The organism is Nocardia sp. bgisy134, assembly GCF_057708325.1.
In genome coordinates, this window is the sequence record NZ_JBYIRW010000007.1 from 300,884 (window position 1) to 323,395 (window position 22,512).

15 protein-coding genes are annotated in these 22,512 nt (G+C 70.5%); 9 read left to right on the forward strand and 6 right to left on the reverse strand.

Annotation, left to right across the window (positions count from 1 at the left end; all coding sequences use genetic code 11):
• Positions 1–91 precede the first annotated feature (91 nt).
• Positions 92–4,021: a PD-(D/E)XK nuclease family protein gene (locus AC3ERS_RS15545; RefSeq protein ID WP_488186845.1), complete on the forward strand. Its 3,930-nt coding sequence runs from the start codon at positions 92–94 to the stop codon at positions 4,019–4,021.
• Positions 4,018–7,605, forward strand: a complete 3,588-nt coding sequence (locus tag AC3ERS_RS15550) for an ATP-dependent helicase (RefSeq protein WP_431967941.1) — start codon at positions 4,018–4,020, stop codon at positions 7,603–7,605. Before AC3ERS_RS15545 ends, AC3ERS_RS15550 begins: the two co-directional genes overlap by 4 nt.
• A 13-nt stretch (positions 7,606–7,618) precedes the next feature.
• On the opposite strand, the gene AC3ERS_RS15555 is transcribed toward AC3ERS_RS15550, so the two are convergent.
• The gene (locus tag AC3ERS_RS15555) at positions 7,619–8,011 is read right to left on the reverse strand and encodes a DoxX family protein (protein WP_431967943.1); all 393 of its coding nucleotides are present in this window, start codon (positions 8,009–8,011) and stop codon (positions 7,619–7,621) included.
• A gap of 142 nt (positions 8,012–8,153) precedes the next feature.
• Between AC3ERS_RS15555 and AC3ERS_RS15560 the strand changes: the two genes are divergently transcribed.
• On the forward strand, positions 8,154–9,218 hold the full coding sequence (locus AC3ERS_RS15560) for a potassium channel family protein (protein ID WP_431967945.1): 1,065 nt from the start codon (positions 8,154–8,156) through the stop codon (positions 9,216–9,218).
• 25 nt (positions 9,219–9,243) lie between these two features.
• Entirely contained in the window at positions 9,244–10,143 is a 900-nt protein-coding gene (gene nudC, locus AC3ERS_RS15565; protein WP_431967947.1) for an NAD(+) diphosphatase, read from the forward strand.
• 3 nt (positions 10,144–10,146) lie between these two features.
• Here the strand turns inward: nudC and AC3ERS_RS15570 are convergent, their stop codons facing one another.
• Positions 10,147–10,377 (reverse strand): mycoredoxin, encoded by a 231-nt coding sequence (locus tag AC3ERS_RS15570; RefSeq protein WP_431968009.1) that lies wholly within the window; start codon positions 10,375–10,377, stop codon positions 10,147–10,149.
• Between the two features lie 143 nt (positions 10,378–10,520).
• Here AC3ERS_RS15570 and AC3ERS_RS15575 point away from each other — a divergent pair, with 143 nt between their 5' ends.
• The 3 genes from AC3ERS_RS15575 (at position 10,521) to AC3ERS_RS15585 (ending at position 13,599) form a co-directional block, all read left to right on the forward strand.
• Positions 10,521–12,674: an ATP-dependent DNA helicase UvrD2 gene (locus AC3ERS_RS15575; RefSeq protein WP_431968011.1), complete on the forward strand. Its 2,154-nt coding sequence runs from the start codon at positions 10,521–10,523 to the stop codon at positions 12,672–12,674.
• Positions 12,675–12,814: 140 nt separating this feature from the next.
• Positions 12,815–13,168, forward strand: a complete 354-nt coding sequence (locus AC3ERS_RS15580; RefSeq protein ID WP_157120265.1) for a hypothetical protein — start codon at positions 12,815–12,817, stop codon at positions 13,166–13,168.
• 140 nt (positions 13,169–13,308) lie between these two features.
• Entirely contained in the window at positions 13,309–13,599 is a 291-nt protein-coding gene (locus AC3ERS_RS15585; RefSeq protein ID WP_431967949.1) for a WhiB family transcriptional regulator, read from the forward strand.
• 147 nt (positions 13,600–13,746) lie between these two features.
• Here the strand turns inward: AC3ERS_RS15585 and AC3ERS_RS15590 are convergent, their stop codons facing one another.
• The 3 genes from AC3ERS_RS15590 to AC3ERS_RS15600 all read right to left on the reverse strand — a co-directional run bounded on the left by AC3ERS_RS15590 (position 13,747) and on the right by AC3ERS_RS15600 (position 17,517).
• Entirely contained in the window at positions 13,747–15,090 is a 1,344-nt protein-coding gene (locus AC3ERS_RS15590) for an ABC1 kinase family protein (protein ID WP_431967951.1), read from the reverse strand.
• Between the two features lie 58 nt (positions 15,091–15,148).
• Positions 15,149–16,012: a hypothetical protein gene (locus AC3ERS_RS15595; protein ID WP_431967953.1), complete on the reverse strand. Its 864-nt coding sequence runs from the start codon at positions 16,010–16,012 to the stop codon at positions 15,149–15,151.
• Between the two features lie 89 nt (positions 16,013–16,101).
• Complete coding sequence (locus AC3ERS_RS15600; RefSeq protein WP_431967955.1) at positions 16,102–17,517, reverse strand: zinc-dependent metalloprotease; 1,416 nt, start codon at positions 17,515–17,517, stop codon at positions 16,102–16,104.
• 162 nt (positions 17,518–17,679) lie between these two features.
• Here AC3ERS_RS15600 and AC3ERS_RS15605 point away from each other — a divergent pair, with 162 nt between their 5' ends.
• Positions 17,680–18,705 carry a YlbL family protein gene (locus AC3ERS_RS15605; RefSeq protein ID WP_431967957.1) on the forward strand — a complete coding sequence of 342 codons (1,026 nt, stop codon included), beginning with the start codon at positions 17,680–17,682 and terminating at the stop codon, positions 18,703–18,705.
• Here AC3ERS_RS15605 and AC3ERS_RS15610 read toward each other — a convergent pair whose 3' ends face one another.
• Complete coding sequence (locus tag AC3ERS_RS15610; protein WP_431967959.1) at positions 18,706–19,296, reverse strand: PPA1309 family protein; 591 nt, start codon at positions 19,294–19,296, stop codon at positions 18,706–18,708.
• 199 nt (positions 19,297–19,495) lie between these two features.
• Between AC3ERS_RS15610 and AC3ERS_RS15615 the strand changes: the two genes are divergently transcribed.
• The gene (locus AC3ERS_RS15615; protein ID WP_431967961.1) at positions 19,496–22,477 is read left to right on the forward strand and encodes a UPF0182 family protein; all 2,982 of its coding nucleotides are present in this window, start codon (positions 19,496–19,498) and stop codon (positions 22,475–22,477) included.
• Positions 22,478–22,512 lie beyond the last annotated feature (35 nt).

Here is a 22,512-nt window from a genome sequence, read left to right on the forward strand (position 1 = left end):
CCGGTGTCGCGGAGGTGGCCGTGACGTGGACAACGTCCGGCCGGAGTGGGCCGATGGCGTGTCAGCCCTGTCTGTTGCAATAGCCGACGTGGTGCGATCGGATAGCGCGGTGCGACTTGTTCGCCGGAACGCAACGGCACCCCGGGCAGGGCTCTGGGGCGCCGAGGTGCGCCCGCTGCTCGAGGCCATGGCGGTCGTCGGGCCCGCGCGCCCGGGATGGCGACCGTGGCAGGTGCTCGGCGGTCCGGGGACCGGCAAGACCGCGCTGCTCACCGATCTGGCGGCCACCCGCATCGCGGCCGGGGCCGATCCGGAATCGCTGCTGCTCCTGACCCATTCGAAGCAGGCGGCGGCCGCGGTGCGCGACGCCGTCACCGCGCGACTGAGCGGGACCGGACCCGACGACGAAGGCGGCGTGCCCGGCGCCACCAGGGAGCCGCTGGTGCGCACCCTGCACTCCTACGCCTTCGCCGTGCTGCGCAGGCACGCAGCCGCGCACGGCAACCCGCCGCCGCGTTTGCTGACCGGTGCCGAGCAGGATGCCGTGCTGCGCGAGATGCTGCGCGGCGACCTCACCGACATCGCCGACGGCGCGACAGGTCTCTGGCCGGAGCGGTTGCAGCCCGCGCTCGGCCTCGCCGGGTTCGCCGAGCAGTTGCGCAATCTTATGCTGCGGGCCACCGAACGCGGCATCGGCCCGGAGGATCTGGTGGCGCTCGGCCGCGAACACGACAAGCCGGAATGGGTGGCGGCGGGCCGCTTCGCGGAACGCTACGAGCAGGCCATGCTGCTGCGCTGGTCGGTCGGCGTCGAAGCGCCGGAGGCCACCGCGCCCGCGCTGGACGCCGCGGAACTGATCGGCGCGGCGCTCGACGCGCTGGCCGCCGACCCGGATCTGCTCGCCGACGAACGGTCCAGGATCGACTATCTGCTGGTCGACGACGCGCAGCACCTCGATCCGCAGGCCGCGACCCTGGTCCGCGTCATCGGCGCGGCGGCGCACTGCGCGGTCGTCGCGGGCGATCCGGACCAGGGCGTGTTCGCTTTCCGCGGCGCCGACCCCCGGTTCGCCGCCGATCCCGGCGCGCCGGAGGAGCGGCGCGTCGTGTTGCGGCACAATCATCGGTCCGGCGCCCAGGTGCGGCTGGCGGTCGCGCGGGTCGCGGCCAGGTTGCCGGGCAGTGCGCCGCAACGGTTTCCGGTGCCGGACCCCGAGGCGACGCAGGAGGACGACGGCGTCGCGGTCCGCGTCCGCGTGCTCGCCACGCCCGCCAAGGAGGCCGCGCTGATCGCCGATCATTTGCGGCGCGCGCATCTCACCGGCGGGGTGCCCTGGTCCGAGATGGCGGTGATCGTCCGTTCGGTGCCGCTCTCTCTGGCCCCGTTGCGGCGCGCGCTGCTCGCGGCGGGCGTGCCGGTGCGACAGCCCGCGCTGGACGTGCCGCTGGCCAGGCGGCGCGGCGCGGCCTGGATGCTGCTCGCGTTGCGCGCGCTCCTCGCTGGTGAACGGTCGCGGCGAGCCGGGGAGGCGATGTTCTCCGCCGAGGACGCGCTCGATCTGCTCTCCGGGCCGCTCGGCGGCGCGGACCAGATCACCCTTCGGCGCTTGCGCCGCGGGGTTCGGCGTGCGGTGCTGGAGGTGGAGCGCGGAACGGCGAAAAGGGCCGAGGGGCAAGCGTGGGCCGAGGCGCTGGCCTCGGACGACGTGCCGCCGCCGGATGACGCTCCGCCACTGGACGATGCTCTGCCGCCGGACGATGCTCTGCCACCCGACGGTGCACTGCCGCCGGACGTCGCGCCGCTGCCCGAGGATGCCTTTCCCCTCGATGACGACCTGCCGCCCGATGACGTTTCGGAGAGCTTGCCGCTACCCGCCGACGTGCCCCAGCCGGACGGCTCGCTTCAGGAGCGGCCCGATGCCGACCTCGCCCCCTCGCAGAGCCTCGCGCCGCACGACCCGCCCTGGAATGACGCCGAATCGGACTGGAGCCCAACCGAATCCGAGTGGACCGCCGCCGATCCGGAGTCGATCGTCAGCGAATCCGAGTGGCGGGAAGCCGATCTCGAGTGGGGGTTGGAGGTCGCCGAGCACGCCGACGACAGCTATGTGCCGAGCCGTCCCGGTGACGAGCGTCCGGCCCCCGGCGGGGCGGCCGGGAACGGGGCCGTGCCCGACGATGCCGGTGGCAACGAAACCCGCGGCGACACCGTGAGTCCCACCCTGCTCGAGCAGTCGTCGGCCGAGGTCCTGCGCGATCTTCTCGTAGGCATCGGCGATCGGGCGATCCTCGATCGCCTCACCGACGTCGAGGCCGCGCCGCTGCATCGCGTGCTCGCCGCCCTAGACCGCGGCCGCAAGGCGCGCAGACGGGCCACCGGTCTGGAGGACGTGCTCTGGGCGCTGTGGACCGCTTCCCGCCTGGAACGGCGCTGGGTCGCCCAATCCGAACGCGGCGGCGCGGTCGGCATGCAGGCCGACCGCGACCTCGACGCCGCCGTCGGCCTGTTCGACGCCGCGGCGGCCTACGTCGACCGTATTCCCCGCGCCGGCATCGAGGGCTTCGTGGAATACCTTCTCCAGCAGGAGATTCCGCAGGACACCGCCCCGCTCACCGCGCCGGGGGAGGCCGTCGCTCTGCTCAGCGCGCACGCCGCGGCGGGCCGGGAGTGGGACGTGGTCGCGGTCGCGGGCGTGCAGGAGGGTATCTGGCCCAATCCGCGGCCGCGCGGCACCCTGCTGCACACCGAGGATCTGGTCGACCTCAGCGTGGGCATCGGTTTGTCAGGCGAATCGGTCAGCCGCGCCGCGCCGATCCTGGCCGAGGAGCGCAGGCTGTTGCTCGTCGCGTGCAGCAGGGCCAGGCGCTCGCTGCTGGTGACGGCGGTCGAATCCGTTTCGGGCGAACGGGATCTGGTGCCATCCCGCTTCCTGTCCGAGCTGCTGGGTCACGACGACGACACCGAGCCGGGCGCGCTGCCGGTCGCCGACCCCGGTCGCGCCCTCGTCATGCATTCGCTGGTGGCCGAGTTGCGCGGCGTGGTCTGCGACGCCGAGGCCGACCCGGAGCGCCGTCGCAGGGCCGCGCACCAGCTGGCCAGGTTGGCGCACGCCGGGGTGCGCGGCACCCACCCCGAGGAGTGGTACGGCACCGCCGAACTCAGTTCGGCGCGCCCGCTGTGGGACGACGAGGAGACCGCGGTCGCGCTGTCGCCGTCCACCGTGGAACTGCTACGCACCTGCCCGCTGCGCTGGGCGTTGGAGCGGCACGGCGGCACCGACGGCGACAATCCGCACGCCGTCAAGGGCAATCTGGTGCACACCCTGGTGCAGGCGCTGGCGGGCAAGGTGCCCGAGGCACAGGTGCGGGCGGCGCTCGACCGGGCGTGGCAGGCCATCGATCCCGGCACCGGCTGGCATTCCCGCCAGGAGCTGCGGCGCACCGAGGCGATGCTGGAGACGTTCATGGCCTGGGTGCGCAATACCCGCGGCGAGCTCACCCAGGCCGGTGTCGAGGTGCCCGTCGACTGCGTGCTGCCGCCGCGTGACGACGACGAACCGCCGGTGCGCATCAAGGGCCGGGTGGACCGGCTGGAGCGAGATGCCATGGGCCGCTTCGTGATCGTCGACGTGAAGACCGGCAAGACTCCCATCAGCAAACAGGCCGCCGCCGACCACGCGCAGCTGGCGACCTACCAGGTGGCGGCCGCGCTGGGCGCGCTGGACGGATCGGGCCCCGCCGAGAGCGACCGGACACCAACGGAATCCGAGTCTGTCGGCGAGCCGGGCGGTGCCCGCCTGGTGTATGTGGCCAAGCCGAGCAGCAAAGAGGGCGCCACTCAGCGCATGCAGGAGCCGCTCGACCCCGAGGCGCTCGACAAGTGGCGAACGACGATCCACGACGCCGCCGCGTCCACCCGCGGCCCGAGCTACCTCGCCATGCGCAACGACGGCTGCCGTCACTGCGCGGTGGCCGGCAGTTGTCCGGTGCAGGACACCGGAAGGCAGGTGACCGACGAGTGAGTCACCCCGCCGTGACGCCTCAGCGGATCGCCGAGGCGCTCGGCCTGCCACCCCCGACCGACGAACAAGCCGCGGTGATCGCCGCACCGCCCGGACCCACGCTGGTGGTCGCGGGCGCGGGCGCGGGCAAAACCGAGACGATGGCCGCGCGCGTGGTGTGGATGGTGGCCAATCGGCTGGTGCTGCCCGATCAGGTGCTCGGCCTGACCTTCACGCGAAAAGCCGCCCAGCAGTTGACCGCTCGCATTCGGACCAGGCTGGCGCGGCTGGCGGGTTCGCCACTGCTGCGCGAGCTGGACCCGTCCGGGGAGTTGCGCGCGCAGCTGTCCGGGGCCGAACCCGAGATCAGCACCTACCACTCCTACGCGGGGCGGCTGCTCACCGAGCACGGCCTGCTGCTTCCGGTGGAGCCGTCGGCGACCCTGCTCACCCAGACCCAGCTGTGGCAGCTCGCGCACCAGGTGGTGCGGGCGTGGGACGGTGACCTGGACACCGACCGTACCCCGGTCTCGGTCACCGAGGCGGTGCTCGCGCTCTCCGGTCAGCTCGCCGAACACCTGGTGGAAGCCGAACAGCTCGCCGAGGCCCACACCGAACTGGAGAAGCTCGTGCACACCCTGCCCGCCGGTCCGCGGCAGCGCGGCGGGCCGAGCCAGGCGCTGCTGTCCATCGTGCAGGTGCAGCGCGAACGTGTTGCGCTGTTGCCGCTGGTCCAGCAGCTGGCCGCGGCGCTGCGCCGCAGGGGCGCACTGGATTTCGGCGCCCAGATGTCGCTGGCCGCGCGGCTCGCGGCCGAGCATCAGGAGGTGGCCACCGCCGAGCGAGGGCGCTTCCGGTTGGTGCTGCTCGACGAGTACCAGGACACCGGCCACGCTCAGCGCATTCTGCTGGCCGCGCTGTTCGGGGGCGAAGCGCCCCCGCCGCGCGACGAATCGGGCCGCGCCGCACGGCGTCTGGCGGTGACCGCGGTCGGCGACCCGATGCAGTCCATCTACGGCTGGCGCGGCGCGTCCGCGGCCAACCTGCCCCGCTTCGCCACCGACTTCCCGCTGGCGCCCGGCGTGCCCGCGCCGATCCTGCCGCTGCTGACCAGCTGGCGCAATCCGCCCGAGGCCCTCGCCCTCGCCAACCTGGTCGCCGACCCGTTGCGCCGCACCGCGCTCGACGCGGGCGGTGTCACCGTCGACGCGCTGCGCGCCAAACCGAGCGCGGAACCCGGTGTGGTCGCGGTGGCGCTCACCGAAACCGTCGCGGACGAACGGGATTGGGTCGCCGAGCGGATCGCCGCCGAATGGTCGGCGCGGCACGGCGCGGGAGAGCCGCCGCCGACGTCGGCGATCCTGGTGCGCCGCAACGCCGATGCCGCCCCGCTCGCGGAAGCCCTGCGCGCTCGGGGGCTTCCGGTGGAGATCGTCGGCCTCGGCGGCCTGCTCGCCACACCCGAGGTGGCCGATATCGTCGCCACCCTGCGCCTGGTCGCCGAGCCCGCCGCAGGCAGCGCGGCCGTGCGCGTCCTCACCGGAGCACGCTGGCGCATCGGTGTCGCCGACCTCGCCGCGCTGGCCCGGCGCGCCAGGGCGCTGTCCATCAGCAGACTGTCCGGCGGCGAGAGCGACGAGATCACCGACGGCGCCGCGCTGGCCGCCGCGTTGCGCGAGGTGGCCCCGGAACCGGCCGAGCAGGCCGGGCTGGCCGACGCGATCGCCGATCCCGGTCCGCAGGAGAACTATTCGGCCTCGGGCTACACCCGCATCGAGGCGCTCGGCCGGGAACTCGCCGCCCTGCGGGAACGCAGCGGCCAGCCACTGGTCGAGCTCGTGGCCGATGTGGAGCGCACCATCGGCGTCGGCGTCGAGACCCAGGCGCGCCGTGCCATGGCCGGCACCGGAGCGGGCCGCGAACACCTGGACGCGTTCGCCGAGGTGGTGGCAGGCTACGCCGCCGACACCGGCGCCTCGCTGACCGGTCTGCTCGCCTTCCTCGCCGCCGCCGAGTCGGTCGAGAACGGGTTGGAGCCTGGCGAGGTGGAGGTGGCCAAAGACCGCGTGCAGGTGCTGACGGTGCACGCGGCAAAAGGGCTGGAATGGGAGATCGTCGCGGTGCCGCACGTGGTGCGCGGGGTGTTTCCCTCGGGCGCTGCCTCGGCGACCTGGCTCGGCGCGCTGGCCGAGCTGCCCACCTCGCTGCGCGGCGACCGCATCCAGGACGACGCCGCCGAGGGCGTCCCGGTCCTGGATCTCGCGGATCTGTACGACCGGGCCGACCTGGAGGCCGCCATCAAGGCGCACAAGTCGGCGCTGGACCGCAGGCGCCTCGACGAGGAGCGGCGGCTGTTCTACGTCGCGCTCACCAGAACCGAACGGGTGCTGCTGGTTTCGGCGCATCACTGGGCCGAGACCGGCTCCGCGCCGAAGGGGCCGTCGGACTTCCTGCTGGAACTGAAGAACGCGAGCGAGTCGGCCGACGGACCGGCGTTCGGCGTGCTCGACATCGCGAGATGGGACGATCCGCCCGAGGTCGACGCGGTCAACCCGTTCACCGACAATCCGGCGAGCGCCGAGTGGCCCCGCGACCCGCTCGGACCCCGCCGCGATCCGATCGAGCAGGGCGCCGCCCTGGTCCGCTCCGCGCTGAGGGACCTGCGCGCCCAGCCCGCCGACCCGCGAGTTGCCGCCGGAAAGTCCGCCACGGGTGCGCCGCCTGCCGGACCCGCGCCGAGCGTGGCACCCCAGGCGGAACCCGACGCCCTGTTCTCGGTCGACGAACTCCTCGCGCCGACTGACGATTTCGCACCGTTCCCCGACGACTTCGAGCCGCCGCCGGACGAGCTCGCCCCCGAGGATCAGGCCGCCGATCCGGACGATCCGGAAGGCTGGGCCGCCGACGTGGACGCCCTGCTCGCCGAGCACGAGGCGGGCCTCGCCGCGGCCCAGGAGGTGGAACTGCCCGGCCAGATCCCGGCCACCGCCCTGGTGGAGATGCGCGCCGATCCGGCGAAACTGGCTCGGCGCCTGCGCCGTCCGCTGCCGTACCCGCCGAATCCGCTGGCCCGGCGCGGCACCGCGTTCCACGCCTGGGTGCAGCGCTGGTTCGCGGGCACCCGGTTGCTCGGGCTCGACGAACTCCCCGGCGCGGGCGAGCCCGATCCGCACGACGCGAGCGTCGACGCCGAACTCGCCAGGATGCAGGACGCGTTCCTGAATTCGCCGTGGGCGCACCGCAGTCCGCTCGATGTGGAGGTGCCCTTCGAGACCTCGATCGCGGGAACCGTGATCCGCGGCCGGATGGACGCGGTGTTCGCCGAGGCGGGCGGCGGCTGGACCGTGGTCGACTGGAAGACCGGCGCCGAACCCGGTCCCGCCGACGAACCGGCCGTGGCCATGCAGCTGGCCATCTACCGGCTGGCCTGGGCCCGCCTGATGGCCGCCAGGCACGGCGGCACCGAACGCGAGATGCTCGAGATGATCGGCGCCGCTTTCCATTACGTGCGCTCGGGACGCACCATCGCGCCCGCCGAGCTGCCCGGACCCGAGGAGCTGGCCGCGCTGATCCGATCGGCCGCGCCCACCAGGCAGGACGAGTGACCCGTGTGGGTCTTCAGCTCTGGCGCGAAACTTTCAGCGCCGTGGTGACCAGCGGGATCTGCAACGGCAGCCGGAGCACGCTGCCGATCTTCAGCACCCGCGAAGCCTTCTCGCTGCGCGTCACGTCGACGGCCATCTGCACGTTCGCCGGGAACACGGCGACGAACAGCAGCGCCGCCAGCCGTCCGCCGAGACGCCGGGTGCGCGGCGCCGCGAGCGCGGCGGCCACGCCGAGCTCGGCGACGCCCGACGCGTAGGTGTAGTCGCGCGCTCGGCCGGGTAGCAGCCTGGGCACGATGGAGTCGAAGAACTTGGGCCGCGCGAAATGCATGACCCCGCTGCCGAACAGCAGGGCCGCCAGAAACAGCGCGGGCCGCCTGCCGGGGGTCGGTCGAATGTCTGCCATGAGTACTCACCCTGACATTCACCGAGTGTTCGCGTCGAGTCAGGGTGGCGCGACGGCGACCCGGTAGGCTCCCGTGCTGTGCCGGAGGGAGAGACAGTGCCGGAGATAGACCGCGCGGCGAACGGGCGGGCAGGTGAGAACGATGCTCGGTGATTTCGGAGATCGCGCGGGACGAGCAGGTCTGTCGACCCGTCCCGACTTCGCACTCGTCGGTCTGCTGCGAATCCCGGAGACGCAGATCAGCCCGTGGGTCTCGCTGAGCCGCAGGATCGCGTTCGCCATCGGACTGCTGTTCACCGCGGCGCTGGTGGTGTACGTCGGGCGGGCGGGTTATCGCGACAACACCGGCGACGAACTGTCCTTCCTCGACGCGTTCTATTACGCGACGGTGTCGCTGTCCACCACCGGCTACGGCGACATCACCCCGGCCTCGCCCGAGGCGCGGCTGGTGAACATCGTCATCGTCACCCCGCTGCGCATCCTCTTTCTCATCGTGCTCGTCGGTACCACGATCAGTGTGCTGACCGAACGATCCCGTCAGGCATTCAAGATTCAGCGTTGGAGGCGCAGCGTGCGTAATCACACCGTGGTCGTCGGATACGGCACGAAGGGACGCACCGCCATCGACGCCATGCTCGGCGACGGCGTGCAGGCCGCCGAGATCGTGGTGGTCGACACCGACACGATCGCGTTGGAGGCGGCCGCGAACGCGGGCCTGGTGACCGTGCACGGTTCAGCCACCCAGTCCGACGTGCTGCGGCTGGCCAGCGTGCAGAACGCGGCGTCGGTCATCGTCGCCGCCAATCGCGACGACACCGCGGTGCTGGTCACCCTGACCGCCCGCGAGCTCAACAAGAAGGCCAAGATCGTGGTCGCCATCCGCGAGGCCGAGAACACCCACCTGCTGCGCCAGTCCGGCGCCGACTCGGTGGTGGTGTCCTCGGAGACCGCTGGCCGTCTGCTCGGCATCGCCACCACCACCCCGACCGTGGTGGAGATGATGGAAGACCTGCTGACCCCGGAACAGGGTTTCGCGGTGGCCGAGCGCGAGGTCGAGCCGAGCGAGATCGGCGGATCCCCACGGCATCTCAGCGACATCGTGCTCGGCGTGGTGCGCGGCGGCGATCTGATCCGGGTCGGCGAGCCGGAAGTGGACGCGATCGAGGCGGGCGACAAACTGCTCTACATCCGGCGAGCGGCGAAGTGACCGCGTTCGGAAGTAATCTCGAAGCGTGTCATTTCAGCTGAACGCCATCCCCCTGCTGTCCCGTACCGCGGTCGACCGCGCCGAGGAGATCCGCGCGGACGAGAACGCGCTGAAGGAGGGGTGGGCAAAGGCCGGGCTGCTCCGGGTGAACCGCCGCGGTCAGGTGCGTTTCGAGGGCGGCGCGCTGGTGTTGGACGCGGCCGTCGAGCTGTCCTCGGAGCCGAGCCCGGCGGCGGTTTTCCTCGGCGTCGGCGAGGGCAGGCACCTGTGGGCGGTGCGTGACAACGAACTCACCGGCGCGCTCACCGACCTGCGCGTCGTCGCGGGCGAGCTGGACGATTTCACCGCGGGCCTGCTCTCCACCGCCATGGCCCTGCTGAACTGGCACGACAAGTCCGGCTTCAGCGCGTACGACGGGAGCACCACCGTCGCCACCAAGGGCGGCTGGTCGCGGGTCACCGCGGCCGGGCACGAGGAATTCCCGCGCATCGACCCGGCCGTCATCTGCCTGATCCACGACGGCGGCGACCGGGTGCTGCTCGCGCGTCAGCACACCTGGCCGACGACGCTGTTCTCGCTGCTCGCCGGATTCGTCGAGGCGGGTGAGTCGCTGGAGCGCTGCGTGGCGCGCGAGATGCGCGAGGAGGTCGGTCTCGACGTCCGCGACATCCATTACCTGGGCAGTCAGCCGTGGCCGTTCCCCAGGTCGCTGATGCTCGGATTCGCCGCCGTCGCCGACCCGGAGCAGCCGCTGGCCTTCTCCGACGGCGAGATCGCCGAGGCGCACTGGTTCACCAGGGCCGAGGTGCGCGCGGCTCTCGCGGCCGGAGACTGGTCGGGCCAGCGGGAAGGCGTGCGGCTGCTGCTCCCCGGTTCCATCTCGATCGCGCGCACCATCGTCGAATCGTGGGCGGCGCTGGACTGAGCGTCAGGCCAGGGCGGCGAGGGTCTGCTTGACGGCGGCCAGCGACGGGTTGGTCGCCGTCGAACCGTCCGCGAACTTCACCGTCGGCACCACGTGGTTGCCGTTGTTGACGCTACCGACGAACTCGGCCGAGGCCGGGTCCTGCTCGATATCGATCTCTACATAGCTGATACCGGACTCGTCCAGCTGCTTCTTCAGCCTGCGGCAGTAGCCGCACCAGGTGGTCGAGTACATGGTCAGAACGGGGTTCACGTCAGTCACGGAACCATTCAACGCGGTAAGACCTCGTCGTGTTCCACAGTGCCCGGCGCCACACCGCCCGCGCTTCGCCGTCGAGGGCCGACAGGCGCGGCGGCCGGTTGTCGGACCGGGCTGTCATGATGGTGGCCGTGCCCGCCTTCGACCTCGACGCCCTGGATCCCGAACAGGTCGCCGCCGTCCGGGCGCCGCGCGGGCCGGTGTGCGTGCTCGCCGGGGCGGGCACCGGAAAGACCAGGACCATCACGCACCGGATCGCGCACCTGGTGTCGGCGGGGCACGTCAAGCCGGACCAGGTGCTCGCGGTCACCTTCACCGCCCGCGCCGCGGGCGAATTGCGCGCCCGGCTGCGCGGACTGGGCCTCGCCGGTGAGGCGAAACAGGTGCAGGCCCGCACTTTTCACGCCGCGGCGCTGCGCCAGCTGAAGTACTTCTGGCCGCAGGTCGTCGGCGACGTGCCATGGCGATTGCTGGAGAACAAGTTCACGGTGGTCGCGCAGGCGGCGCACCGTGCGGGGCTGAGCACCGCGACCGACAGCGTCCGCGACCTGCTCGGCGAGATCGAATGGGCCAAGTCCACCCTGCTCGCGCCGGAGGATTACCCGGCGGCGGTGGCCAAGCGGCACCGCGAGCCGCCGTACGACGCGGTGCGGGTGGCCGAGGTCTACGCGGGCTACGAGTCGCTGAAGACCTCCGCCGAGGGACTGCTGCTCGATTTCGACGATCTGCTCCTGCACACCGCGGCAGCGCTGGAGGACTATCCGGCCGTCGCCGACGAATTCCGCGGTCGCTACCGGAGTTTCGTGGTCGACGAGTACCAGGACGTGACGCCGTTGCAGCAGCGCGTGCTCGACGCCTGGCTCGGCGAGCGCGACGACCTGACCGTCGTCGGCGACGCGAACCAGACGATCTACTCGTTCACCGGCGCCACCCCGAGCTATCTGCTCGACTTCTCGCGGCGTTTCCCGGACGCGACGGTGGTGCGGCTGGAGCGCGACTACCGGTCGACGCCGCAGGTGGTGTCGCTGGCCAACCGGGTGATCGGCGCCGCCCGCGGACGCATCGCGGGCACCAGGCTCCAGCTGCTCGGCCAGCGCGCGGACGGGCCGGAGCCCGAGTTCACCGAATACGACGACGCCCCGGCCGAGGCCGTCGGGGTGGCGGGCGCGATCAAGGGGTTGATCGCGGCGGGCACCCCGGCGGCGGAGATCGCGGTGCTCTATCGCGTCAACGCCCAGTCCGAGGCTTATGAGCAGGCGCTCACCGAGCGCGGCATCCCATACCAGGTGCGCGGCGGCGAGGGCTTCTTCCAGCGCGCCGAGGTCAGGCAGGCCGTGCAGGCGTTGCGCCAGGCCGCGGCCCGCGACGACCTGCCCGATCAGTCGCGGCGCGGCGCGGCGCTGGTCACCCTGGTCAAGGCCGTGCTCGCGCCGGTCGGGCTGACGGCGACCGAGCCCGCGGGCGCGCAGGCGAAGGAACGGTGGTCGTCGCTGGTCGCGCTGGTCCGGCTCACCGAGGAATTGGTCGAGCACGACGCGCAGCTCGAGTTGCCCGGCCTGCTGCGCGAGCTGGCCGCGCGCGCCGAGGCCAGGCATCCACCGACCGTGCAGGGCGTCACCCTGGCCTCGCTGCACGCGGCCAAGGGGTTGGAGTGGGACGCGGTCTTCCTGGTCGGGCTGGCCGACGGCACGCTGCCGATCGCCCACGCGCTGGCCGACGACGGCTCGGTCGGCGATCAGGCCGCGCTCGAAGAGGAACGCAGGCTGCTCTACGTGGGCGTGACCAGGGCGCGCGAGCATCTGCGGCTGTCCTGGGCGCTGTCGCGGGGCGAGGGCAGCAGGCGTACCCGCCGCCGTTCCCGTTTCCTCAACGGCTTGGTGCCCGACGATTCGCCCGCGTCGCGGATCGCGGCGTCGACCGGCCGACCCGAGAACAATGGGGTACGCCCGTCCTGCCGGGTCTGCGCCAAGCCGTTGATCGGCACCTACGCCACCATGCTCGGCCGCTGCCGTCGCTGCCCCGCGGAACTGGACTCGGCGCTGCTGGAGGCGCTGAAGGAGTGGCGCGCCGAAAAGGCCGAGGCACTGCGGGTCCGGGAGTTCGTGGTGTTCACCGACACCACGCTCACCGCTATCGCGGAGCAACTGCCCGCAGACGACCGTGCGCTGGAGGCGATCCCGGGCATCGGCGCGAAGAAGATCGTCGACTACGGAGCCGACGTGCTCGCCATCGTCGCGTCGCGTGTCCGCTCGACATCACAAAACCGCAGGTAGAAAATAGGTTGTCGGTTTCGCCGACATTGCTTATGGTGGGAATCACGCACCGGGAGGGCATTCCGGCGCGGAGAGTTTCGGACAACTCGGTTCGATACCAGACAGTTTCGGCACAACGAGAACAGGAGGGAGGCAGACCAATGAACGGCATCAACAACTTCGACGCCATCGGCGTTGCGGGCAATACGTCCATGTCGGCTTCCCGGGGGATCCTCGCCTTGCAGGGGATCGGTCTGTCCTCGGCAGGAGTGTGCGGATTTGGTACGCCGGTGAAGATTTCGCCGGCGCTTCGCCAAGTTCACACCCTTCTCCAGGGCAAGCCCAGCGGGGGCTGGCACCCGACCGCCAACGCGGCAGTCGGCGTCATTGCGCGTGAAGCCGGCTATGAGCCGGCGGCAGAGCCCATGGCAGACATCGATCTGCGGGCAGCACGCCTCCGCACCGCACACCCAGCGACCGTGATCAGGAATCGACACAGGTGTCGACCTAGGTAGGGGACTCACCCCACGCCTCCTGGCCACGGATCGCAAGAAGCGAAACCGTGGCCAGTACTTTTAAGCGGCCCTTCAGCCGTTTGCCACCGGTTTCGTGGACAACTAACGAACCGCTGCAGAACGAACTGAAGGAGAACGACGTGTTCCCCGCAGAGAGCTGGCCGCAGGCCGTCGCTGTCACCCGGGAGGTCACCAGGGTCCTGCCCTGTCGAGCTGGAGATCCCGATCTCTGGTTCGCGGAGAGCCCGGTCCAGCTGGAGCAGGCGAAGGCGCTGTGCGCGTCCTGCCCGATCCGCAAGGGCTGCCTGAACGCGGCCATCGATCGGCGCGAGCCTTGGGGCGTATGGGGCGGTGAGATCTTCGACCAGGGTGTCGTGATCGCCCGCAAGCGTCCGCGTGGTCGTCCGCGCAAGGTCGCGGTCCCGGCATGAGTGCCGGGCCGCGGCCCCACCTCCCTCCGGTCGCTGAGGCCCCACCGTCCGACCCGGACCCCGGCAGGGCCCAGGAACGAGAAAGCAAACAAGCCGCTCACCTCGAGATCAGGTGGGCGGCTCGTTTGCGTTGTGGGGGAGGTTCTTTCAGCTTGCGGAGCGTTCGTCGCGCAGGCCGGGCAACCAGGTGGCAGCCAGCTGCATGAACGGTATCTCGGCGTCCAGCTGGGCGAGGATGCCCACCGAACCGCCCAGCACCCGGAAGATCATCACGTGCTCGGCCGGGAGTTGCAGCGCCCGTGCGGTTTTCATCTCCGAGCTGGTGAAGTCGGTCGCCTTGCCCGCGACACGCTGCATCCATCGGCGGGTGAAGTGGAACGAATCGGTCTTGATCGGATCGGCGAACGGGCGCAGGTAGTCGGCGATCTCCCGATGGGTGATCGTGCGACCGGGGATCACCCAGCCGTTGTCGTACATCAACTGGGTGAGCGCGTCGTAGTCCTCCTCGACGGCCAGCGACAACATCCGCCCGAGAATCTCCGGAAAACCGTTGGGCAGCGGCGCGCACGCGCCGAAATCGATCACCGCAAGCCTGCCGTCGGCAAGCATCATGAAGTTGCCCGGATGCGGATCGGCGTGCAGCAGGCCGACGGTCTCGGGCGAGGAGAAGTGGAAGCGGCCCATCAGCAGCGCGACCCGGTTGCGCAGGGTCAGGCTGCCTTCCGGGTCGGCGGCGCCCGACTTGATGATCTGCGAGACCGGGGTCCCCTCGAGCCATTCGGTGACGATCACCTTCGGCGCGGAGGCCACCACCTTGGGCACCACCAGTTCGGGGTGGCCGTCGAAGGCTTTGGCGAAGGCGCGCTGGTTCGCGGCCTCGTTGCGGTAGTCGAGTTCCTCCTCGGTCCGCTCGGTGATCTCGGCCAGGATCGGCTTGACGTCCGCGCCGGGGATCACCGAGGAGATCAGGCCGGTCATCCGCGACAGCGTCTTGAGATCGGCCCGCAGCGCCTCGTCGGCGCCGGGGTACTGCACCTTCACCGCCACGGTGCGACCGTCCGACCACACCGCCTTGTGCACCTGTCCGATGCTGGCGGAGGCCGACGGTGCGTCCTCGAAGGAATGGAAGCGCTCCCGCCACTGGGTGCCCAGCTGTTGATCGAGCACCCGGTGCACCGTCCCGGCGGGCATCGGCGGAGCGGCGGCCTGCAATTTCGTCAGCGCATCGCGGTAGTGCTCGCCGAACTCCTCGGGAACAGCGGCCTCCATCACACTCAGCGCCTGCCCGAACTTCATGGCGCCGCCCTTGAGCTCGCCGAGCACGGTGAACAGCTGTTCGGCGGCCTTCTGGTTCAGCTGAGCGTTGATCTCCCCTTTGTCACCACCCGCGAGCCGCTTTCCGAAGCCCATGGCGGCTCGTCCGGCGATGCCCAGCGGAATCTTGGCTAACTTGGCGTTGCGGGACGAGCTACGGCGCACGATCTCAGACACCACCCCATCATGGCGGACACACCCGTAGCTTTGCCATGGCAATTCGAAGTTTTCGATCTCACGTTGCGCTCGCCACGCCGATCGTGCGACAACCACACGCGGCGTGTGGCGCCCAGTACCTTCGCTGCAGCAAGTGCGAATCGAGGTCCAACTCGAGCGTGGCGTCCAGGGTGGCGGGCGGCCTGCGCGGCGAGCAGTCCAGGATCGCCTCGAGTTCGCCGAGGGCGAGCGCCGCGGTCGCGGCGATGGCGGCGGGGGAGGCGTGACCGACCCGGCCGAGCAGCTGGGCGGCGAGATGGGGCCAGTCGGCGTCGTAGTCGACCCGCGTCAGGTCGGCGCAGCGCAGGCAGCTGGTCTCGCCGGGCAGCACCAGCGGGCCGACGATGCCGCGGCCGTCGCGAATCCGCGCCGAGAGATGCGGGATGCGGTGCAGCACAAGCTCGCTCGCCAACCGTGGATCGGTGACCACGGTGTCGGCGAGCACCACGAGGTCGGCGCACTTGCCCGCGGGCCGGACCTCGGGTGCGTTCCCGCGCGATCGCTCAGGACGGATGCCGACCCGGCGCAGCCCCGCCGAGATCGCGTCCGAGAGCGGTCCGAGGCCGTGCACGCGCACCGCGCGGATCGGGCCGGGCCGCTCCCGCGGCTGCACCAGCAGACCCGCGGCGTCGATCTCGTCCAGCAGCGCACCGGCGCGTTCGGCGGCGATGCCGCTGCGGCCCGCGTGCCACAGGATCTGCGGCCGGGTCCGCAACCCGTCGAGCAGGCGCAGGAAGCCGAGGACGGTCTGGGTGTCCAGGTCCGGCGGCTCGAGGAGCAGGGCGCGTTCCGGATCCCAGCCGAGTTGGACCACCCCCGAGGGGCGAACCAGGATCGTCACCCGGGGATGCAGCATCGGGCCGTGTGGGCGCAATGTGGTCATGGCCAGCAGTATGCGCACCGCCCGCGCCGCGAACGGCCGCGAATCCTGTCGTTATCCACAGGAATTCGCGCTGTTCACAAGGCGAACTCTCAGGACTTGCCGTTGTCCTTGCCCAGGTCGGGCGTGTCCGGTCCGTCGCCGCCCTCGCGATCGGCCTCGGCGCGCTCGCGTGCCTCGGTCTCGGCCAGCTGCGCCAGCGGATCGTCGAACGCGGTCGCGCCGCCGCCGATGACCGAGTCGATGAAGCCCGCGGGGGTGTCCAGGTCCTCGGAGTCGGGCAGCAGGTCCGGGTGCGCCCACACGCCGTCGCGGGCGTCCACGCCCGCGTCGGCGGTCAGCCGCCGCCACAGCTCCGCGGCCTCGCGCAGCTTGCGCGGCCGCAGCTCCAGACCGACCAGGGTGGCGAAGGTCTGCTCGGCGGGTCCGCCGGTGGCGCGGCGTCGGCGCAGCGTCTCGGCCAGCGCGCCCGCGCCGGGCAGCCGGTCGCCGACGGCGTCGGCCACCACGACCTGCACCCAGCCCTCGATCAGGGCGAGCAGCGTCTCCAGGCGTTCCAGCGCCTGCTTCTGTTCGGGCGTGGTCTGCGGTTCGAACGCGCCCTGCGCCAGGATCTCCTCGAGCTTCGACGGGTCGGCCAGCGACATCGGGTCGATGCCCTGGGCCGCCTGCTCCAGCGCGGAGAAGTCCATCTTGATGCCGCGCGCGTAGTCCTCCACCGCGCCGAGCACCTGCTGACGCAGCCACGGCACATGCGCGAACAGCCGCTGGTGGGCCGCCTCGCGCGCCGCGAGGAAGACCAGGATCTCGCTCTCCGGCTGCTCCAAGCCCGCGCTGAACTCGGAGATCGCGGCGGGCAGCAGGGCGCCGGTGCCGCTCGGGCCGAGCGGCAGACCGATATCGGTGGATGTCAGCACCTCCTTGGCCAGCTGGCCGAGCGCCTGGCCGAGCTGCGAGCCGAACGCGAGGCCGCCCATCTGGCCGAGCATGCCGACCATCGGCGCGGCGAACTCCTTGGCCTCCTCGGGCAGCTGCGCGGTCCACATGCCCGAGATCTGCTCGGCGACCGGGTCGCACAACCGCTTCCAGGTGGACAGCGTCTCCTCGATCCAATCGTTGGCCGTCCACGCCACCGTCTTGGTCGCGCCCGCGGGCAGCGTCGTCGCGCCGTCCAGCCAGAGTTCGGCCAGGTGCGCCGCGTCGGTCACCGCCTTCCTCGCGCCCGCCGAGACGGGCGTCAGATCGGCGCCGAGTTGCTGGCGGGCCAGGCGCTTGGCGACGTCGTAGTTGACCGGACCCGAGGACGCGCCGCCGGGTTGCCCCATGCCGCTGAGCATTTGACCCAGCGAGGTCAGCATCTGGCCGAGCTGCGCGGGATCGAACCCGGCCCCGCCGCCGCCGATCGGGAACCCGAACGGATTGTTCGCCCCGGGACCGTTCGGCTCTTCGCCGCGCTTGCGCGCGTCATCGTCGTCACGGTTCGAGAATCCGAACGGGAAGTCAGTCATGCCTCTTACGTTACGCGCGGACAATCGGCTCGTGACCCTGGGCGGCCCGCCCCCGGCCCGCGGAGCTCGCATTACGCGCACAGCGAACGACCGGGCGGCGCGCGGCGGCGGATTCCGCGCCTGCGCCGTCCGGCGCCAGGAGAGATCACTATGGTGGGCGGGGTGAATCGTCGGATCCTCACCCTCCTTGCCGCGCTCGTTCCGGTGCTCGTGCTCGGTGTCATCGGCACCGTGGTCAAGGTGCCGTTCGTCGCGCTCGGACCCGGGCCAACCTTCAACACGCTCGGCGAGGTCGAGGGCAAGCAGGTCGTCGACGTCGTCGGCACCGAGCTCGACCCCACCTCGGGGCACCTGAACATGACGACGGTGGCGGTGCGCGACGGGCTGAACCTGTTCGAGGCGTTCGGCTTCTGGGTGAGCGGCCAGCACGGTCTCGTCCCGCGCGCCGAGGTGTACCCGCCCGGGGTGCCGCGCGAGGAGATCGACAAGTCCAATCAGCAGGAGTTCAAGGATTCGGAGGGCAATGCCGAGGTCGCGGCGCTGCACTACCTGAATCTGCCGACCGTGGTGCTGATCCGCAAGGTCGGCGACGACGCCCCCGCCAAGGACCTGCTGCGGCCGGGAGACCAGCTCGTCAGCGTCAACGGTGCGCCGATCGCGACTCCCAAAGACCTGGTGTCCGCGGTGTCCTCGCAGCCGCCGGGCAGCCAGCTGGCGGTGGTCTTCCGCCGCGACAACGCCGAACAGACCGCAACGATCACGCTCGGCGCGCGCCCGGACGATCCGGCCAAGGGCTACCTCGGCGTCACTCCGGGCGAGGGCGCGCTCCCGCCCATGCAGGTCACCTTCAATCTGGCCGATATCGGCGGCCCGTCGGCGGGGCTGATGTTCAGCCTCGCCCTGATCGACAAGCTCAGCCCCGGTCCCCTGGACGGCGGCAAGTTCGTGGCGGGCACCGGCACCATCGATCAGGACGGCGCGGTCGGCCCGATCGGCGGCATCCAATACAAGATGATGGCCGCGCGTGAGGCGGGCGCCGAGACGTTCCTGGTCCCCGCGGCCAACTGCAACGAGGCGAGGCAGCGCACACCCGAGGGCCTGCGCCTGGTCAAGGTGGAGACATTGGACAGCGCGGTGCAGTCGCTCAACGCGCTCAACGTCGGCGCCGAGGCGCCGAGCTGCGGCTGATCACTCCAGGGTGTGGTGCAGCGCCTCGATGAGGTTCGGCGCCAGGTTCGGGTAGGTCCGCAGGTCGAGGTCGCCGAAATCGTCCTCGTCGTCCTGCGGGCGGATCTGCAGCAGCGACAGCGACGCGCCCTCGCGCAGCACAGCGGCGAACAGCCGCGCCTCCCGGCGCTCCGGATGCGCGGCCGCGGCGGCGCGGGCCGCGGCGTCGGCGGCCTCGTGGTCGGCGAGCAGCGGGGCGAGCGCGTCGTCGAGGGTGCTCTCGGCATCCGGCGGCAGCACCACGATCTCCTGGACCAGCACACAACCCTGGACGGCGGGCGGCCAGCTCGTGGTGGCGAGGAATTCGTCGAGCGCGATCGAACCGCCGGTGATGTCGTCGGGCAGCGGCTCCTGCGCGATCGGGGTGAGCTCGTCGCCCTGATCGATCTCATCGAGCAGCCCGGGTTCGGCCGCGACCAGATCGGCGGTCGGCACCAGCGCGAACATCTGCGGCGGCCGCCCCCAGCCTTCGGCGTCGGCGAACTCCGCGACCTCCCGGACGGCGCGGGACAGGACAAGTTCGGCGTGCAGATCGGCGTTCACGGTGGACATCCTCGCATCACCGCCACCGGTGTCTCAGCGAAGCCGCCGAAATCGCTTCCGCCGAGCTCACCGAGGCCACACACGACGGCCCGATGTCCGTTTCCGTAGAGTGGGCGCCAGACGGTCCGCGAGGACCGAACCGCAACGTCGGAATGCGGCGCATCGACCGATTGGGCGTGGGCGCCGCCGGACCCTGGAGAGTGGCACCGTGGGCATGCGGCCCCCAACCGGCTTACCTTCGTTGTCTCGACGCAGCCGCGTGCTGCTGGTGGCGGCCATCGTCGTGGCGGCGTTGCTGCTGTTGGGCCCGAGACTGACCGACACCTATACCAACTGGCTTTGGTTCGGCGAAGTCGGTTTCCGCAACGTGTATCTCACGGTGCTGCGGACCCGCGTCCTGCTGTTCGCCGCGGTGGCAGTGTTCGTCGGTCTGGTGGTGTGGCTCGCGCTGCTGCTCGCCTACCGGACCAGGCCGGTGTTCGTGCCGGTCGCCGGGCCGAACGATCCGATCGCCCGGTACCGCACCACCGTGATGAGCAGGCTCAAGCTCTTCGGCATCGGCATCCCGGTGCTGCTCGGCCTGCTCTCGGGCCTGGTGGCGCAGTCGAATTGGGTGACGGTGCAGCTGTTCTTGAACGGCGGTTCGTTCGGTGAGACCGATCCGCAGTTCGGCCTCGACGTCGGCTTCTACGCCTTCGATCTGCCGTTCTACCGGATGGTGCTGAACTGGCTGTTCGTCGCCGTGGTGATCGCGTTCTTCGCGAATCTGGTGACGCACTACGTCTTCGGCGGTCTGCGGCTGAGCGGCCGCGAGGGCACGCTCACCAGGCCTGCGCGCGTCCAGCTCGCCGTGCTCGCCGGAATCTTCGTGCTGCTCAAGGCGATCGCGTACTGGTTCGACCGCTACGAGCTGCTCTCCAGCGCGCGCAAGGAGCCCACCTTCACCGGCGGTTCCTTCACCGACATCAACGCGGTGCTGCCCGCCAAGCTGATCCTGATGTCCATCGCGGTGATCTGCGCGCTGGCCTTCTTCGCCGGCATCGTGCTGCGCGATCTGCGCGTGCCCGCCATGGCCGCCGCGCTGCTCGTGCTCTCCTCGATCCTGGTCGGCGCGGTGTGGCCGCTGGTGGTCGAGCAGTTCTCGGTGCGCCCGAACGCCGCCGACAAGGAGTCGGAGTACATCGAGCGCAACATCGCCGCGACCAGGCAGGCGTTCGGTATCACCGACGACAAGGTCGAATACCAGAACTACAAGGGCGACGGTACCAAGAACCCGCGTGACGTTCCCGCCGACCGCACCACCATCTCCAACATCCGGCTGCTCGACCCGAATATCTTGTCGCCGACCTTCACTCAGCTGCGCCAGCTGAAGAACTTCTACGGCTTCCCCAACCCGCTCGACATCGACCGCTACACCATCGAGGGCGAGGTCCAGGACTACATCGTCGCGGCGCGCGAGCTGGAACCGCAGAGCCTCAAGGACAATCAGACCGACTGGATCAACCGGCACACCGTCTACACCCACGGCAACGGCTTCGTCGCCGCCCCGGCCAATCGCATCAACAAGGCCGCGGCCAAGGACGCGACCGTCGCGGGCAGCAGTGACAGCGGGTCTCCGGTCTTCGACGACGGCCCGTCGAGCTTCGTCAGCGACATCTCCACGCCGCAGGACCGCCAGGCCATCAAGGTCGACCAGCCGCGGATCTACTATGGCGAGCTGATCTCCCAGTCCGACGCCGACTACGCCATCGTCGGCGCGGCCGGGCAGCCCGCGCGCGAATACGACCTGGACAATGTGCAGTACACCTACACCGGTTCCGGCGGCGTGCCGATCGGCTCCTGGTTCAACCGGCTGGCGTTCGCGGCCAAGTACGCCGAGCGCAACATCCTGTTCTCCGGAGCGATCGGTGAGGATTCGAAGATCATCTTCAACCGCGATCCGAAGGAGCGGGTCGAGAAGGTCGCGCCCTGGCTGACCGCCGACGGCAACGCCTACCCCGCGGTGGTGGACAAGCGCATCGTCTGGATCGTGGACGCCTACACCACGCTCGACAGCTACCCCTACGCCCAGAGCACCTCGCTCGAGGGTGCGGTCGAGGACAGCGTCGACAAGAAGACCGGACGGTTGCTGCCCCGCAAGGAGGTCAGCTACATCCGCAACTCGGTGAAGGCCGTCGTCGATGCCTACGACGGCAGCGTCACCCTGTACGAGGTGGACACCACCGATCCGGTGCTGAAGGCGTGGCGCGGAGTGTTCCCGAACGCGGTGAAGTCGCAGAGCGACATCTCGCCGGAGCTGCGCTCGCACTTCCGTTACCCGGAGGATCTGTTCAAGGTGCAGCGCGAGATGCTCAGCAAGTACCACGTGAACGATCCGCGAGAGTTCTTCACCAACAACGCGTTCTGGTCGGTGCCGAGCGATCCGACGATCGAGGGCGGCACCTTCAAGCAGCCGCCGTACTACGTGCTGGTCGGCGATCCGAAGACCGGACGACCGGAGTTCAATTTGACCAGCGCCATGGTCGGCTTCAACCGGCAGTATCTGTCGGCCTACATCTCGGTGCGCTCGGATCCGGAGAACTACGGCAAGTTCACGATCTTGCAATTGCCGACGGATTCGCAGACCCAGGGTCCGCAACAAACACAGAACACGATGACCATCAACGACGAGGTCTCGCGTGACAAGACTTTGTTGCAAGGGTCGAACAAGATCAAATACGGCAATCTGCTGACCTTGCCGATCGCCGACGGCGGCATTCTCTATGTCGAGCCGCTGTACACCGAACGCAACAGCGGACCGAACACCTCGACCTTCCCGCAGCTGGCTCGCGTGCTCGTGAGCTATCGCGATCCGGCGACGGGATCGGTGCTGGTCGGCTACGAGCCGACGCTCGCGGCGGCCCTCGACAAGATCTTCCCCGGCAGCGGCAGCGCCGCGACGGCGCCGGGCGCCGAGACGCCGAACCAGCAGGGGACGACGCCGCCGCCGAACCAGGGCGTCACCGCGCCGCCGCCCGCCCAGGGGGTCGCACCGCCGTCGCCCAACGCGAAGGACGCGGCGGTCCTGGAACTGGACGCGGCCCTGCGCAACGTGCGTGACGCCCAGCGCAGCGGTGATCTCGCCAGCCTCGGCGCGGCGTTCACCAGGCTCGAGCAGGCGATCAAGGCGTACGAAGCCACCGGTCGCTGAGTTGGAAAAACAGAAGCGGGGGGGGGGGGGGTGGG

Coding starts and splice junctions, on each gene's coding strand:
- AC3ERS_RS15555 (WP_431967943.1), bottom strand. CDS start 8,011: ATGGCAGACATTCGACCGACCCCCGGCAGGCGGCCCGCGCTGTTTCTG.
- AC3ERS_RS15595 (WP_431967953.1), bottom strand. CDS start 16,012: ATGACCACATTGCGCCCACACGGCCCGATGCTGCATCCCCGGGTGACG.
- AC3ERS_RS15580 (WP_157120265.1), top strand. CDS start 12,815: ATGAACGGCATCAACAACTTCGACGCCATCGGCGTTGCGGGCAATACG.
- AC3ERS_RS15610 (WP_431967959.1), bottom strand. CDS start 19,296: ATGTCCACCGTGAACGCCGATCTGCACGCCGAACTTGTCCTGTCCCGC.
- AC3ERS_RS15560 (WP_431967945.1), top strand. CDS start 8,154: ATGCTCGGTGATTTCGGAGATCGCGCGGGACGAGCAGGTCTGTCGACC.
- AC3ERS_RS15570 (WP_431968009.1), bottom strand. CDS start 10,377: ATGTACTCGACCACCTGGTGCGGCTACTGCCGCAGGCTGAAGAAGCAG.
- AC3ERS_RS15600 (WP_431967955.1), bottom strand. CDS start 17,517: ATGACTGACTTCCCGTTCGGATTCTCGAACCGTGACGACGATGACGCG.
- AC3ERS_RS15575 (WP_431968011.1), top strand. CDS start 10,521: ATGATGGTGGCCGTGCCCGCCTTCGACCTCGACGCCCTGGATCCCGAA.